Below are 16,906 nucleotides of genomic sequence, written 5' to 3'. Positions count from 1 at the left end.
GCTTGTTGTTGACGGAGACTGGCATTGACGTAAAATCGCCACCCCCCAAAAAATCAGCTTGCATAGCGAGAAGGAGCTTCGATGCTGCGGGTGATGATTGTTGGGCAACCCGGGTCTGGTAAAAGCACTTTGGCGCGTAAGCTTGGCCAGCTTACGGGCTTACCGATCATTCATATCGACACTATCCACTGGCAGCCAGGGTGGGTCGAACGGAGCTGGGGCGAGAAGACGCATCTTTGTCGGGAGATCGAGGCCCGTGAACGCTGGATATTCGAAGGTGGCCATTCAGCCACTTGGGACAATCGGGTGGCCCGCGCAGATCTTTTGATATGGATTGATCGTTCGGCGACGCTTCGATTCTGGCGCGTAGTGCTCAGAACGCTGCTCCAGTGCGGTCGGTCTCGGCCTGACTTGCCGGAGAACTGCCCCGAACTGCTGGCGAATCTGCCGGAGTTTTTTAGATTCATGTGGCGGACGAAAAAATCAGCGCGAGCAAAGATGCAGCAACTCGTGGCGACTGCGCCATCCACTTGCCGCGTGGTCTGTCTGCGGTCCAATCGGGATACCAGAGTTTTTCTCGCGAGCATTGGAAATTTGACTGGCCAGGCTCCGCGAGATTGATAGACGGTTGACTACTTCAGTACGGAAATTGCCTGTTGCGACCGGCAGCTCTTGGCCGGTTGCTGCCCCTCGCGACAGGCAGCGTTCGGCCAATACCAGACTTTCGATGTGTTTAGGGAACCAAGGGCGATTCATGAGCCACATGAATGCGTCACGCCACGAAGTTTGTCGTGTTGGATTAGCTTGTCAAAGCGCGGCAAATCATTGTTCTGTAGGAAAAGCAGACGGTCGCAGTCAGCTACCGCACGATTTCCAGATCATGACTCACTTTCTTAATGTCGAGGTGAAGGAAGCATCAGCACCTCCGTCAATCATTACGATCTGGCGATTGCAGATGGGATGTCTGATCAATCGCGTAGCGTTTGGCGGCACACACCTCGCGCATCGGCAATGTGCGTGCAATCGTAGCTCGGGCAAATTACCCCGTTTGGAGGGCCGGAAAATTAAAACCATCCTCAATGATCGCAAAAATCTCATCAAGAACATCTGAGTAAAGCGCAGATGAAGATCTTTTTTTCCACAGGTCATGGGCAGCTATATGGGCGTAATCCAGCGCCCACGCGACTACGCTTGGGCGAATGTCATTCTCTGCATTCACCCCCATTCTCCCAGCGATGAGCGCAACAATGGAATCTCGGCGACTTACCCCATTTTGCAGCGTTTTTGCACGGATCAGAGGATGGCTTCTCAGCAGCTCCTGAAGCGTCATGAAACGATCCGCATCAAAACCATATGATCCCTTCTCACAACTCCTTACGACATCTACAGCAGCATGCCTCAAGGCCGTCAGAACAGGTTCGTGGGGTGGGCGTTCACCCAGCGCGGCGATGAATTCCTGATGCTCCGCTTCTTGATAATCCAGAACGACATCCTCCTTGCAGGAGAAATATCGAAAAAATGTACGAGCGGAGACATCCACTTTCTCGGTGATGTCTTCGACTCGCGTTTCATCATATCCCTTCTCAGCGAAAAGCTCATAAGCCGCTGAAATCAGGGCATCGCGCAACATAAGCTTCTTACGCTCACGCCTGCCTACCTCTTCTTTTTCCGCCACGCGTCTGTTTCCTCGATTAGGTCAACTCACGGTACCTGACCAAACATTATTACCACCAAATGACAATTGCGCAATTTTAATAAAATACACATCACAATAAATGCCTGTTGACTTCTTTTGTCACCCAATGACAATATTCACATGCCTTCTCATTTTGCAGCAGTGAACGTAAGACAAAGCTGACAAACACGTCTCCTGCCTTGCCACTTGCTGCTGCTTAAATCATCTAAAGGGAGTTAGATCGCGATGAACAGTGCTGTCGATGAAAAGCAATCCGCCTCGCATACAGCTCAACTGCTCAACCCGTTTGAGCGTGATATCTGGTTTGAATCGCAAAAAGCACCTCACAGCCACCAGTTCACCGTGGCCCTGTGCATTTGCCTGCCAGGGTCGGTCGACGTAGAGAGGTTGAAATCCGTCGCTGAGAACGTTCTGCGATCTGAGCCCGCTTGTTTTAAGACATACCATGACAATGATGGCCATCCGACTGTACGACAAACATCGTGCAAGATCGTCGCAGAGCTATTTGAGCTCACCGATGAATCCGGCTCGGCGGCTTTTTACGAAGAATGGTCCCGCCATTCATGGAATCTCTCCTACGCCCCATTGGTTGAAGCGGCTATCGGGCAGGTTGGCACCTCAGTGATGCTCATGATTCGAGCGCATCACATCGTGATCGACAACTGGGCATTGGACGTGTTGTCCAGGAAGATTTTGAACGTTTTTGAAGGAAGGGAAGCCCTTCCTCAATTAAGTATTCACGACTACGTTGAAAACCACGCTGCAAAGACTCCCGCCCTGCACAGTGCAGCGCTTCATCATGCGATCCGTGAGGTTGCAGGCACATTCAACAACGTGAACCCCGTACTTTTTACGAAGGCCGGCCCGAGGCTCTCCTCGTCCCATCGCTATCGCCGTACATTCACGATCTCGGCTGAAGACGTTCAGCGCACCCTGGGTATCGGCATGACGCCCTTCATGACCGTTTCCGCCTCATTGGCGGTATTGCTGTCATGCCAATATGGCAGCGAGCATTTTTTGATTGGGGTGCCCTTCCTCAATCGGGGCCAGGCAGACATCACCGCAGTCAGCCAAAGAGCCAACACGCTTCCCGTCAGCGTTCAGGTCAGCCACGCTCACACGCTTCGAGACGTTGCAGTTTCACTCAAACAACAGGTCAGCTTTATCAAGGAAAGAGAGTCCATCCCCTTTGGGCAACTGGTCTCTGAAATCGCGAGTTCTGGTCACAATCGACAACTGTTCGATGCGACTGTTTCATACCTACGTTACCCGCAAACAGATGAAGGTGTGCCGGCGTCGACTCACAGAAGCATCGCACACGTTCATGCGCAAGACGCGGTTGCCATTCACTTGCATACCTACGGAAAGAATGCCGATGTATGCGGTGAAATTTGCCTCAACAGTGCGGCTTTCGATTCAGAGTGCCATGCATCGGTGTTTCTCGACGCGTTCCTTCAGTTGGTTGATGGCTTCCTGACTCAGCTGGACAAGCCGTTGGACCAAGTAAGTCTTCTGACTTATGAGCAAGCTGAGACACTCCGGACATTCGAAGAAGGGCCGACCAAGCCTTACCGTGAAAAAGACACTGTCATATCGCTGTTTCGAGCGCAGGCAACACGAACCCCCGGCAACATAGCGTTGCGTGACCACGACAATGCAACTTTCACCTATGGTGAATTGGACAATTGGTCCTCGGCGATCGCCACAGAACTGGAAAACCATGGCGTAGGGCCAGGTGACGTCGTTGCTGTATCAATGATCAGGTCGCCACAACTCATGGCGGCGATCTTTGCCGTACTGAAAACGGGTGCGGCTTACCTGCCAATAGATAGCGAATATCCCGCAGACCGCATTCAGTACATGCTTGAGGACAGCAACGCGAAACGGGTGATCACCAACCTACCTCAGGTGATGAGCAGTGATGATCCACGCAGGTTTGATCTCGACGCAATACCCATGGAGCTTGCGAGCGAAGTCAATTATGTCAGCAAAGCTCGGCCCCAAGATCCCGCCTATATCATCTATACGTCGGGCTCGACAGGCAGGCCAAAAGGCGTCGTGATTGAGCACCACTCGGTAATCAATCGCCTGGAGTGGATGCAAGAGATTAATCCGCTCTCCAGTAACGATGTGATCCTGCAAAAGACCCCTATCTCTTTCGATGTTTCCGTATGGGAGCTTTTTTGGTGGAGCATGACAGGGGCGTCAGTTGCACTGTTGGAGCAAGGGGCGCAGCGAGACCCTCGCGCGTTGATTCAAGCCATCAGCAATCACAACGTCACAGTGGCCCATTTCGTTCCTTCGATGTTTGAACCCTATATTCAGGCTTTGGCAGACGATCGAGAACAACTGCTGAGCGTACAGAGCCTGCGCTGCCTGTTTACCAGCGGCGAAGCACTCTCCTCTGCCGTCGTGAATAAATTCCGCAAACTATTCACAGGCGAAACGCACCCGCCCAGGTTGATCAACTTATATGGTCCGACCGAGACGACCGTGGATGTCACCTGGTATGAGCTGGACCTGCTGAGCAACTCAGATATTGATGAAGTGCCGATTGGTTTCCCCATCAACAACACGTCAATACGTATCGTCTCCCAACATGGTGTCAGGCAGCTCGTTAACGTACCTGGAGAACTGCAAATCGGCGGCGTTCAGTTGGCAAGAGGCTACCTGAACCGCCCGGAACTTACTGCTGAACGTTTCATTACCGACCCCGAGGATGGACGTCGCTGGTACCGAACCGGAGATCTCGCCGCATGGGCAAGCGACGGTTCTATCTTGTATCTGGGGCGAATGGACGGCCAGGTAAAAATCCGCGGAAACCGCATTGAGTTAGGCGAAATCAAGGACACGCTGCTCAATCTGCCAAACATTTTGAATGCCGAAGTCGTTGTTGAGCAGGACGATATGCGGGGCAACCATTTGGTGGCTCTCTTCGTCAGTCGCATCCCACAGGCTGAACGCTCATTGCGCGAGCAAATGGCTAACGCTCTACCAGCGTTCATGCTTCCTTCCCGATTCGTAGCCCTTGAGCATATCCCACTCACCCCCAATGGAAAGTTCGACCGTGGCCAAGCCTTAGCGATGGCCAATACCAAGCAAAATACAGCGCCAAAAGCAGAGTTGAGTGTGACAGAACGCCTGGTTACCGATATCTGGGGGGGCATTCTCGGTCAGCGGGACATTATTGCAGAGGACGATTTCTATTCAATCGGGGGCGACTCAATCCTGATGCTGAAGGTGCGCTCGGAATTAGAGAAGCACGGATATGACGCCAACTTGTCCGATCTAAGTGACCACACCACGGTTCGAGAACTGGGACGCTTCCTGGAGCTTACCGCAGCCAGCGTAACGCTTCCGAAAGCTGCACTGAATGCGTTTGAACTGGTCACTGACAATGAGCGCAAGCGCCTTGCAGAACTGGCCGTAGACGCCTATCCCATTTCGCAACTGCAACTGGGGCTCCTTTTCCATAGCCGAGAGCAAGAGCAAAGCAGGGTCTACAAAGACGTTTTCCGCTACACCCTGAAGATGGACTGGTCTGAGCAAAAATTCCGGGAAGCTCTACAGGGCTTGATCAAGCGACACCCGGCATTGCGCACTACGTTCAACATCGGCGAATACTTAACCCCGCTTCAGCTTATTCACAAGGATCTGTCGGTAAACGACGTTCTGGCCGTATATAAACCACTGGCACGCGCCTATGAACAGGACATAGCCAAGCATATGCGTGAGTGGTCCGCGCACAACTATTCGTTTGCTACAGGCCCACTGTTCAACGTAGCCGTTTTCATTAACGAATCAGGTTCCCCTCTTGACCTGGTGCTCAGCTTCCATCATGCAATCCTTGACGGCGGTAGCGTCGCGAACCTGATCCGCGAACTGCTCCTATGTTATGCGAGGGGTAATGATGAAGGCCTGGGGTATCCCGCGCGCGATTTACCGAACCCGTCGCTCTTTGTTCAGGACGAACTGGCTGCAATGCAAAGCCATGAGCATCGAGCTTACTGGAAAGGCCATCTGGACGGTGCCACCAACACCCTGCCGATTGGGCTCGCGGGGCACCTAGAGAGCGCGGATACAGGGATGTTCTCGTATCGTTTTTTTGTTGAACCCGCCCTCGATGACGCATTGGTCCAACTGGCAAAACGCGCTCACCTGCCCATTAAGACGTTCTACCTGGCAGCCCATTGTTCGGCGATAGCGGCAATGAGCAATGTGAGAGACGTGCTAACGGGGGTTGTGACTCACGCACGCCCCGAGATCCGACACGCCGAACACATTCTCGGACTGTTTCTGAACACACTGCCGTTACGAGTCAACCTGGCCGATGTCAGCGCTCAACAACTGGTTGAGTCAATCTTCCGACACGAGAAGGCTAGCCACCGCCACCGTCGATTCCCATTGAGTGAAATTCAGAACGACAATTCAGACGTATCCATAAGCACAGCGTTCAACTACATCCACTTCCATGTACTGGAGGAAGTCGCCGCACAAACCGGAATCGAAATCGCAGCCTTTGACCCGCAGGAAGAAACCAGTTTTGCCATTCTCGTGAATGTGATGCGCGAGTTCTCGGGCGCTGACGTCGCAATCCGTGTGGATATGGATGGGGCAACCTATGCACGAGAACAAGGTGAAGTCTTTGCCCGGCTTTTCAACGATGCGCTGAAACGCTTGGCCTATCAACCTCACGCAGAGGCAATCCTCAGGTCACCGATTGCGCAATCCGGTTATCTTGCCACGGGGCCAGCAAGGGAGGCATTCATTCCCGTGCCTGCGCAGATCCTTCAGGCCACGCGTCACAAAGGACAGGCTGTTGCTGTTACCTATGAAGATACACAGTGGACCTACGCGCAACTCTGGGACGCCGCCGGCAGGATTGCGTCTCTGCTCAGCAGCAAAGGGGTGCAACAACAGGACGTTGTCGGCTTAGCATTGCCACGCTCTCTCGAGCAGATCGCCACAGCCTTGGCAACCCTACGATTAGGTGCCATCTGTCTACCTATCGACGTGTCTTATCCAGTCGCACGCATTGAACTGATCCTGAAATTCGCAGCGCCAACAGTAGTCGTAACCCGGTCGTCCGTGAACGAACTGCCTGATTTCGCTATGCGCCTGGATCTCACCAATGACCTCATGCAAACGGTTGAGGCAGGATGTCCAGAAGTCGCGATTGAGTCGACCGACACCGCCTACATTTTGTTCACGTCAGGCTCCACAGGCACACCAAAAGGGGTCGCAATGCCTCACAGGGGGATGGCAAACCTGGTCGACTGGCAGAACAAATCGGCCAGTGGCGCCGTTGGGTCGACACTCCAATACGCGCCGCTCAGTTTCGACGTTTCGTTCCAGGAAATTTTCTCCACACTCTGCGCGGGTTCGACGCTGCACCTGATTGGCGAAGAGGAACGCCGTGATCCCTCGGCCCTGCTCAGGTTTATGGACCGCAAGTGCGTGGAACGAGTATTCATGCCCTACATCGCACTGCAGCAACTGGCAGAAGCGGCTGTCGCCCTTGACCTGTTTCCTCGCAACCTGCGCGTTGTCGGCTCGTCGGGTGAGCAATTGCGGGTTACCCAAGAGATCCGTGCATTGATGAGAAATCTGCGCGGGGGCATTTTGGAAAACCAATACGGCCCTACCGAAACCCATGTGGTAACCAGCTATAGCATGAGCGGTAACCCTGATTACTTCCCGGCATTACCGCCTATCGGTAGTGAGATTGACGGAGTGGGTATCCTTATTCTTGACGACGGTACCCACGTCATTCCTGACGGGGTACCAGGAGAAATCTGCGTTTACGGAGACGCACTGGCGTCCGGTTACTACAAAGCCCCGGAAGAAACAGATAAGAAATTCATCCTCCACGATCATGTACCCGGCAAATTGTTTTATCGAACCGGTGACGTCGGTATCAAATGCGCCAATGGCACCGTTATCAGCCTTGGCCGGAATGACAACCAAGTCAAAGTTCGTGGCTACAGAATTGAACTGTCGGAAATCGAACTCAAGGTCCTTAGCTTTTTTGAAACCCGCAACGAACACATTGAAGTGGCGGTGATCGCGAAGCCGCGCGATGAGCACGACGCCTACCTGGTCGCCTACCTGGCAGGAAGCGGGGCGCAGGACGACGAGGTGCTGTCCCAACTCAGACATTACCTCAGCGAGGAATTGCCGACGTACATGGTGCCAACCCACATGGCTTGGATCGCGCAGATGCCAACCACGCCCAGCGGCAAAAGGGATGACGCCACGTTGCGCAAGCTGAACGTCCAGTTGGGAAACGCTGTGAATCACCGGGAGCCTAGCGGCGAGTACGAAACGCAGCTATGCCAGTTGGCAGCCGAGCTCCTGAAGACTCCGAAAATTTACCCCCAACAGAGCATCTTCGATTGTGGGGCCACGTCGCTGACAGCCATGCGCTTGGTCGTGTTGGTTGAGAAGCTGTACGGAATCAATGTACCCCTGTCTTCCTTTGTCAGTGCACCGACCATGGAAAAGCTCAGCGTGCTGATTCAGAAAGGCGGTGGCGCATTCACGTTCGACCCACTGGTCCCCTTGCGCGAAACCGGGCAGCGCACACCGTTGTTTCTTGTCCATCCCATGGGCGGCAATATTCTCTCGTACCTGCGCATGCTTCCGCATTTACCTGCCGAACAGCCTCTCTATGCGCTGCAAGCATCTGGCGTCGATGTAGGCTCTGAACCCATCCCGTCTGTCGAGGCGCAGGCGAGTTTGTACATCAAGGCAATGCGTCGAATCCAGCCAAAAGGCCCGTACGTCATCGGCGGCTGGTCTTACGGTGGGTTCATTGCATTTGAGATAGCCCATCAGCTGATACAGGCAGGCGAGTGCGTTGCCAATGTACTGATTCTGGACACCATGGCACTTAGTTCACATGCCCAGGGCAAAGCCAGTGATGACGCCTTGCTGAGTTGGTTTTTTTGGGAACTGCTCTGGACGTCGAGGGGCTCCGAGCTACCCGTCCAAATTGTTCCTGATCATATTGCCACGCTTCAGGAGCGCTTCGACTTCATCACTGATCACGCAATCTCCATTGGTGCAATTCCGGCCGGTAGCACAAAAGCCGTCATGCAGCGGCTGTTCGAGGTGTATCGCACCAACTGGGAGGCGGCGACACAATACAACTACGAGGCGAAATGCCCAGAACTGGATATCACCCTGATCCGGGCAATTGAACCGCTCCCCCCCATCCTTCGGGATATGCACGACACCATCCGCAGTGAATACAACGACCCACTCAATGGTTGGGCGGCCAAAACCTCGGGAGTGGTCAAGTTGATTGAAGTTGGCGGTGACCATTTGACCATCATGGAAGAACCTTTTGTCGGTGCGCTCGTCACCGCAATTCTTGAAGAAATCAAATAACTATGGATCAGGGTCAGAACATGAAAACCAAACCAGTTGCGCTCATTATCGGAACCGGAGTCGGCGGCTTGTCGTGTGCAGTCGCCTTGAAGAAAATTGGCTGGTCAGTGCGTCTTTTCGAGAAGGCTGACAGCATGAGAGCCACCGGTTCCGGGCTCTCGGTGATGTCGAACGCCAGCGCAGCAATGAAAAAACTGCTCGATATAGATCTTGGACTGGAGCACTACGGAGCCGAAATTCGCAACTTCGAGATTCGGCATAAATCCGGATTTCTCCTGAAACGCCTTCCGTTCCAGGAAATTGCCGAGGAGCAAGGCTCTCCCAGCGTCTGCATTTCCAGACAGCAACTGCAAACCGCCTTGCTGGACAACCTGGGGGAGGTAGACATCAGCCACGCAAAACGATTTGCAAGCTACAACGAAAATGATGACGCCGTACACGTGAGCTTCGAAGACGGGACCATGGCCTCAGGCGATATCCTGGTCGGTGCGGACGGTTACTATTCCGCAGTGCGCGATGCAATGGGGATACCCAGCCAGGTGCAAGAGGCTGGATACATCTGCTGGCTCGCACTGGTCAAATATGATCATCCGCAAATTACCCCTGGCTATGTCGTGCATTACTGGGGCAAGGGCAAGCGGATTGGCATCATTGATATCGGAGGTGGGTGGGTCTACTGGTGGGGAACAGCCAATATGTCGAACCAGGAAGCTGTTGGCTGGTCAGGCACAAGCGCAGACGTTGGGAAGGTCTATGAGGGCTGGCCAGCCATTGTCTCGGACATCATTCACGCCACTCCAAGCGAAGCCATCATCACTGTCGATGCAAAAGACAGGTCCTTTCCAGCGACTTGGTCCAAAGGGCGTGCAACGCTGCTAGGAGATGCAGCGCATCCAATGCTCACAAGCCTGGGCCAAGGGGCGGGCTTGTCCATAGAAGATTCAGCCGTGCTTGGGCATGTCCTTTCGACGTCAACGGACCATCAAGCGGCTTTGCGACGATATGAATCGATCCGCCAACCCAGGGCAAAAGCCATCGTAGACGCATCGAGGGCGCTGAGTGATGTCGAGCAATACGACCAATTCCTCCCTCGACTGAAACGCGACGTTGGCATGCTGCTCGCCCCCGCAAAAACCATGCGAGAACGACTCCAGGCGTCAATGCTGTTCGACGATTTTGCAGTACACGCCCAGTAAGTAACCCCACGGAAATCTTCAGCCAGATAAGGGATTGTCATGTCTAAAAAAAGCGTACTTGTTACCGGAGCTTCTTCGGGCCTGGGCCATGCGGCAGCGTTGATGCTTGCTCGCAAAGGCTTTCATGTTTTCGCTGCTGCAAGAGAGATTCGTGGAGTGTTTAACGGGCAAGCCAATGTGGAGGAAGTCAGACTCGATATCACCGACGATGAGTCAGTTGCGCAGGCATTAAAAAAAATCGCGGCAAAGAACACTGCCTACCCTCTGTGGGGGCTGATAAACAACGCCGGCATTTGCGTGCCCAGCCCGCTCGAGATGCTTAACCCGCAGGAGCTGCGCAGACAACTTGACACTAACGTCATAGGACAACTGCAGGTCACTCAGGCCATGCTGCCTCTTCTGCGTGAAAACCAGGGCCGCATCATCAACATCACTTCTGGCCTCGGAAGTATTGCGGTTCCTTACTTGGGTGCCTATTCCATCGCTCAGTTTGCAAAGATGGCATTCACTGATGCACTCCGTAGAGAGCTGGCCAGCTCTGGCGTCACGGTCAGCGTCGTACAGCCAGGTGCGATCTACACACCTATCTGGGATAAATTTCTCGCAACCGGCCAAGAAATCTTGGATCAGGTAAGCGGCGAGACGCGGCAAATTTATGCTCGCTCGTTCACCGATTTTCTCAAACGAAGCGAAGCACTGGCCCGCGTTGCCACCACCAGCGAAACCGACTTCGCTGAAGTAATCCTTGAAGTGCTGACTACCCAGCAGCCTCTGGCTCAATACAGTGTGGGCGATGATGCGCAAAGTTTTGTGGACATGGCAAAGTCAGCCACCACCGCAGAACTCGATACGATGTTTGCGGCCCAGATGCCCACCAAGGCGGACTTTGTTTTGCCTCAAAAGATCGGCCAGGCATCATGAACATACGCAGATTGAAAATGTGGCGTGATCAGCATTGCCCCATGTTGAATAGTGCGATTGTGGCCGTGAAATCCAGGCAGCCTTACAGTCCGTTTTCCGATGAGTTGACAAGCTATGAAAATGTTCAGATTGAACAGGGCGAGATCAGGTTCAAGCGCTTGCTTGACTCGAAGTTTCAGATCGACCGTCGCCGCTTAGCGGACACAGGGGAGAAAAGAGTCGGTACGGAGACATCGCCTTATGGGTTTCCATTGGGCATTTCATACCGCGCCGAAAACTTCGATAGCCTGGTTAAAAAGGCCAATCGCTCGATGAGCAAATGGGAGCACTTGAGTGTTGAGCTTCGAAGCGCATTGTTATGCGAAGCTATCACGCGAATTCATGCAGACTCCTTCCTGTTTTCTCACGTCGGCATGCACACCAGTGGACATGGATTTTTCATGGGTTTTCATGCCAACGCCATCCATGCCCAGGCGCGAGCGCTTGAGTCCGTTGCCCGTATTTGTCAAATAACGGCAGAGTTGACCCAACAACTTGACTCCGAACTCACTGTAGGAGACGCGCGGCCACAGCGTATTTTGCGCAACTTCCAGCCAAAGCCTGCTGGCCTTTCTCTGGTGTACTCGGGACGGGTCGCCCCCACCTGGGGGGCCTACCCGTGCGTGTTCGCCTCATTGGCTGCGGGCTGTCCTGTTATTGTCATACCCCACCCCGAAGCCACCCTGCCGCTGGCATTGACCATAAAAGCGATTAAATCAGTGTGTGCGGAAGCGGGTGTTTCAGAAGACATCATCAACCTGTTTTGCTCTGATAACGGCGCGGATTACAGAAAGGCCGCGCAACATCGCTCAGTGAAGCTGATTGATTACATGGGCAAATCCGAATTTGGCAAGTGGTTGCGTCAGCATGCATGGCATGCCCGCGTCATGACCCAGCAAAGTGCCCAAACCTCCGTGTTTGTGCACTCTACAGACAACTACGACGGCATGATCGAGAATCTGGCGTTCGGTCTGTGCTCTTACTCAGCACAGCTGTGCACTTCGCCTCAGAACATCTACGTGCTCAAGGACGGCATTCAATTACCTGACAAGATCATAACGGTCGACACATTCCAGCGTGACCTGGTGGCCAAGATCGATCAATTGCTGCAAAGATTTCGGCCACCACGTGATCTGCTGGGTGTGATCATCGGTAAACAAACCGTCGCCGATATCCGACAATGTGAAGGTGCCAGATTTGCCAAAGTATTGCGCCACTGCGAACTGCTGCAGGATCCCGATTTTGCTGATGCGCAGGTGCTGACGCCCTCTGTCATTGCCGTGCAGCCTGGTTTTTCCAGCAGCCTCGACTACTACGCCAAGGAAGTAGCTGGCCCAGTCTCCTTTGTCATTGTCAAAGATGACCTCAAGGCTGTTGCCCGTGAACTCAGCCACGTCGGCCAAGAGTTCGGTGTGCTGGGACTGGGGCTCTACACCACCGATGCAAATGTTGAAAAAGCAATGAAGTGTGTCGCTGCGGACATTGGCGCCCTGCTGTCCGTGAATTTCTGCAGTAACTATTTCATCAGTCAGTGTTCGGTGTTTACCGACATCCACGGCGGCGCGGTTAACTCATCCTCAGATGTCACTTATGGAGCTCCAGGGTTCTACCATTCTCGTCTGCGCATGACAGAAGACAGAAAGGTGGTCTGCACACCATGAGTTCAGCACTTCGCCTATGGCCCTTCAAATACCCGGCGCTACCTCGACTGGAGTTGTTTTCACTCCCCGTCAAGGACGTAGTCGAGCGCGATATGCCGCTGGCAGAGGACTGGCTGGCGTGCGCCATAACATCCAGACGCAAGGAGTTCGCAGCCGGCCGAATCTGTACGACTGCAGCGCTTCAGGCGTTGGGTGGAGACGGCGGGTCGTTGCCTATTGCCAAGCCATATCGTTATCCGAAATTTCCAAAGGATTTCAAGGGGTCGATTACCCACACTCAGGAGTGCGCACTGGCATGTGTGGGCGATGCAGAACGATACCTTGCCATTGGCCTGGATGCGGAGCAGATGGTAGAACATGCAGAACTTGAACAAATGGCCAATCACGTCCTTACTTCGACTGAGCTGAACCAGTTCAAAAAAATGGATAAAGGACGGGCGCTAACCTTCTTCTATCTGTGTTTTTCAGCAAAGGAAACCTTGTTCAAGACACTGTTTCCTCTGTGTCATACCGATATGGAGTTTGCCGAGTCCGAGTTGGCCTCTTGGAGCGATGAGGGCGTATTCACACTGCGCCTTGTCACCGACCGAGTAGGCGACAGGTTTGAGAGCGGCACGCTGTTCTGCGGGCTATGGTCCACGCATGCCAATACGCTGATTACATTGCTCGCCCTATCCCGTAAACAAGTATCACCTACCTTGGACTCGGCTTCCTATGTTCCTGATTTCAGTTACGGACGCCCTTAAGCAAAATTTCAAGTGCCGCCAATGCTTGCACAAGCCTTTTTGAGCCTGGTTCAGCTTCCGCTATCCAGAATGCTGCTTCGCACAAGCCTCCATGGATCAGCATCGCCAGTGCTTCAGGATCGGTTTGCATCACCGTTTCTTGCAGCATCATCTGTTCAAGCATCTTTTGCAGGGAGGCTGTGCAGTGCCGATGCGCTTCAGGTGGGGAGCCTCCTAAGACAGCTCGCGCATCTCGCAGCACGATCCGCTGGATCTCAGGCTCTTGAGCCATCTCCAGGTACATGCGACAACGATCCCTAAAGCCTTCCCAGGCGTTTTCGGTGGCGTCGGACAGTGTTTGCAGCCGCGTATCCATCTCAGCATCAAGCTCAGAGACCACAGCCGTGAGCAATCCCTTTTTGTCGCCGAAATGGTGGTACAGCGCACCCCTTGTCAGGCCCGCCATAGCGGTCAAATCGTCCATGGATGCTTCGGCATATCCCTGCTCGCTGAACACCTTGCGTGCGGTTTTCAGCAATGTGGCACGAGTTTCTTCCATATCAGCGCGTGTCCGTCGAACCATGATGTCTCCAATGCCAACAAGCTATTTACATTCACTGCGTATGATTATATGATTTTAATCATACGCAGTGAATGTATATTTTCAGTTCTGCAAAGCCTCGGCAAGCTGAACTCATTCGATAAGGAGTATCGAGCATGGCTAATCCGTACCGAGTACTATTCCAAGCCCCAGGCACCAAGGGGTTTTCCCTCGCTGGCCTTCTTGCCCGGCTACCGCTGCCCATGACAGGCATCGGGATCATCACCATGCTTTCGCAGTTGCGCGGTAGCTACGCGCTGGCGGGTGCGGTTTCAGCCACTTTTGTTTTGACGTATGCGTTAATGTCGCCTCAAGTTTCACGCATGGTGGATCGATACGGGCAGCGCAAAGTATTACCGTTATCCGCCGGCGTCAGCTTCTTGGGTATTCTGCTACTGCTTGGCTGTACCTATTGGCATACGCCCGATTGGACATTGTTCTTAGCCGCTGTGTTGGCGGGTTTCATGCCGAGCATGTCGGCGATGGTCCGCGCTCGGTGGACGGCAATCTACAGGGGCAAACCACAGCTGCAAACAGCCTATTCACTGGAAACCGTATTGGACGAAGTGACGTTTATCGCGGGCCCGCCGATTTCGGTTGGTTTGAGCGTTGCCGTCTTCCCCCAGGCAGGACCGTTAGCAGCGGTTGTACTCCTTGCGATAGGTGCACTTGCTCTAGCAGCACAGGTATCCACCGAACCGCCGGTAGAATCGGCCGAAGAAATGAGCACCCGAACAGCGTCCATTTTTCGGTTAGCGGACGTTCGGTTGTTAACGTTGCTGATGGTTGCGATGGGCGTCATCGTTGGAACGGTCGATATCGTAAGTGTCGCGTTCGCAGAACAAATGGGTAGTCCGGCAGCGGCCAGTATCGTACTGTCGTGCTACGCCATCGGCTCATGCGCCGCAGGCCTGTTGTTCGGCGCTCTCAAACTGAAAACGCCACTGCATAAACTCTTACTGCTGGGCGGCCTTGCAACCGCCGCAACAACACTGCCTTTATTGATGGCTGGCAATATTGCCAGCCTCTCAGGCGCGGTATTGGTTGCAGGTTTGTTCTTTGCGCCCACCATGATTGTAGCGATGTCTCTGGTAGAGCGAATTGTGCCGGAGCGGCAATTAACCGAAGGTATGACCTGGTTGCTGGCGGGCTTGAACGTGGGTGTGGCGATGGGTGCTGCTGCGTCTGGCCAACTGGTGGATATGGAGGGCGCTCGCTTTGGGTTCAATATTGCACTCGCCGCAGGAGTAGCTGTACTGCTGGTAGCTATTTGGGGGCACCGGCGCATGCGAGAGCATTCAATGGCAGCATCGTATTCGGTATGAAGGCTAAGCGAAGATGCTCCGCGTTTAATGAGATCCGTAACAAGCAAAAAGCCTGCATCGCTGCAGGCTTTTTTGTTATCTAGCCCAATGACCAAGGTTTTAGACCGTTCGCTACCGCATCACCTCCAATGCGCGCCTCACCTGGTCAACATCCACATGGACGTATTTCAGGGTCGTAGCGATGCTTCGGTGGCCTAACAGATCCTTCACAATGTGGAGATTGCTCTTGGGCTGCTTCATCAGCGTCGACGTTCGTGATGCCAATCGACGGTCAGGTGTCTGTCGACGGCCAGGCGTTCGACCTGACTGATCCCAAGGCGCCGGTCAATCTTCCTCAGGGCGCGGATCGGCTTGTCACCCTGCAAGCCAGGACCGGAAATGCCAAGGTTGTCATGTTTTCCGGCACTCCGTTGAATCAACCGGTGTTTTGGCACGGGCCAATGGCCCTCGCTTCGATGGACGCGCTGGCCACAGCGGTAGACGGCTACCGGCGCGGTGAGTATGGAATGCTGCACGCCCGTTAACCGATTCATAGATCCAACAACCGGGGTACGTACCCCATCATAGTCGCCAGGAGAATCACCATAACATTTGAAAACTTCAATGCTGACAATGCGGCCCTACTGCTGATCGATCACCAGGTCGGGACCATGGGCTGGGCTAAATCCATGCCCTTCGAAGAACTCAAGCGCAACGCCCTGATGCTAGCCAAAGCAGCACGCATCCTTAAGCTTCCCGTCGTACTGACTTCCAGCATGGAAGAATATGCCCAAGGCCCGCGGCTGAGCGAACCGGAAGAGATCCTTCCGACTGAGTTTGCCGGCCGCATCAAACGCATGGGCATCGTCAATGCAATGGACGATGAAAACTTCGCCGCAGCCGTGAAGGCGACAGGTCGCAAGAAGCTGATCATTGCCGGGGTGACCAACGATGTGTGCACCGTCTACCCGGCGCTTTCGTTGGTTCGTGATGATTAAGAAGTGCAGGTAGTCGCCGATGGGGGCGCCTCGCCTACCGCCATGGCGGATGACATTGCTTTGCGCCGTATGGATAAAGCCGGTGTGACGCTGACCACCACCAACCAGCTGATCGCCGAACTGGTAGGCAGTTGGGCAACACCGGAAGGCGGCGAGTTGGTTCAAAAGCTTATGGAAGCCTTCGACAAATAAAGAAGCTTCCAACGGCCCGGAATACCTCCACGCGGGGTGTCCGGGCCTCCGTTGATTGCGAAACAGCGTGTTTCTGGTTCGACAGTGCTGACCGACTGCTTTGGCCGGTCGTGAAAGGCAGAAATCGGCCAAAAGCAATGGGATGGACTCCTCCTCACTTCGGCATCTTGAGTGCCAGACT

Annotated in this window: 9 protein-coding genes and 2 pseudogenes; 9 read left to right on the top strand and 2 right to left on the bottom strand. The window is 53.9% G+C overall.

Annotation, left to right across the window (positions count from 1 at the left end):
• The first annotated feature begins 81 nt into the window (after positions 1–81).
• The gene (locus ACA055_RS19775; protein ID WP_497680183.1) at positions 82–621 is read left to right on the top strand and encodes a P-loop NTPase family protein; all 540 of its coding nucleotides are present in this window, start codon (positions 82–84) and stop codon (positions 619–621) included.
• Positions 622–1,039: 418 nt separating this feature from the next.
• Here the strand turns inward: ACA055_RS19775 and ACA055_RS19770 are convergent, their stop codons facing one another.
• A complete protein-coding gene (locus ACA055_RS19770; RefSeq protein ID WP_497680182.1) occupies positions 1,040–1,675 on the bottom strand; it encodes a TetR family transcriptional regulator in 636 nt (211 codons plus the stop codon).
• Positions 1,676–1,921: 246 nt separating this feature from the next.
• On the opposite strand from ACA055_RS19770, the gene ACA055_RS19765 reads away from it, so the two are divergent.
• Genes ACA055_RS19765 through ACA055_RS19745 form a run of 5 tightly spaced genes read left to right on the top strand, consistent with a single transcriptional unit; the run spans position 1,922 to position 13,651 of the window.
• Positions 1,922–9,088 (top strand): amino acid adenylation domain-containing protein, encoded by a 7,167-nt coding sequence (locus ACA055_RS19765; protein ID WP_497680181.1) that lies wholly within the window; start codon positions 1,922–1,924, stop codon positions 9,086–9,088.
• A gap of 20 nt (positions 9,089–9,108) precedes the next feature.
• Entirely contained in the window at positions 9,109–10,284 is a 1,176-nt protein-coding gene (locus ACA055_RS19760; RefSeq protein ID WP_497680180.1) for an FAD-dependent monooxygenase, read from the top strand.
• Positions 10,285–10,323: 39 nt separating this feature from the next.
• A complete protein-coding gene (locus ACA055_RS19755) occupies positions 10,324–11,205 on the top strand; it encodes an SDR family oxidoreductase (RefSeq protein ID WP_497680179.1) in 882 nt (293 codons plus the stop codon).
• Entirely contained in the window at positions 11,202–12,905 is a 1,704-nt protein-coding gene (locus ACA055_RS19750) for an aldehyde dehydrogenase family protein (RefSeq protein ID WP_497680178.1), read from the top strand. The genes ACA055_RS19755 and ACA055_RS19750 overlap by 4 nt, the downstream gene beginning before the upstream one ends.
• The gene (locus ACA055_RS19745; protein WP_497680177.1) at positions 12,902–13,651 is read left to right on the top strand and encodes a 4'-phosphopantetheinyl transferase family protein; all 750 of its coding nucleotides are present in this window, start codon (positions 12,902–12,904) and stop codon (positions 13,649–13,651) included. The genes ACA055_RS19750 and ACA055_RS19745 overlap by 4 nt, the downstream gene beginning before the upstream one ends.
• Here ACA055_RS19745 and ACA055_RS19740 read toward each other — a convergent pair.
• Positions 13,632–14,213: a TetR/AcrR family transcriptional regulator gene (locus tag ACA055_RS19740; protein WP_497680176.1), complete on the bottom strand. Its 582-nt coding sequence runs from the start codon at positions 14,211–14,213 to the stop codon at positions 13,632–13,634. The two genes, ACA055_RS19745 and ACA055_RS19740, sit on opposite strands and share 20 nt — an antisense overlap.
• A 134-nt stretch (positions 14,214–14,347) precedes the next feature.
• On the opposite strand from ACA055_RS19740, the gene ACA055_RS19735 reads away from it, so the two are divergent.
• The 3 genes and pseudogenes from ACA055_RS19735 (at position 14,348) to ACA055_RS19725 (ending at position 16,725) form a co-directional block, all read left to right on the top strand.
• Positions 14,348–15,556 (top strand): MFS transporter, encoded by a 1,209-nt coding sequence (locus ACA055_RS19735; protein ID WP_497680175.1) that lies wholly within the window; start codon positions 14,348–14,350, stop codon positions 15,554–15,556.
• A 245-nt stretch (positions 15,557–15,801) separates the two neighbouring features.
• Positions 15,802–16,080: pseudogene (locus ACA055_RS19730) on the top strand (pirin-like C-terminal cupin domain-containing protein); the annotation flags it as partial.
• A gap of 60 nt (positions 16,081–16,140) precedes the next feature.
• A pseudogene (locus tag ACA055_RS19725) lies at positions 16,141–16,725 on the top strand (isochorismatase family protein).
• The last annotated feature ends 181 nt before the right edge of the window (positions 16,726–16,906 follow it).

The organism is Pseudomonas sp. LBUM1657 (assembly GCF_059716075.1).
Note: the sequence above shows the minus strand (reverse complement) of the source record. Positions and strands in the feature narration are given on the sequence as shown.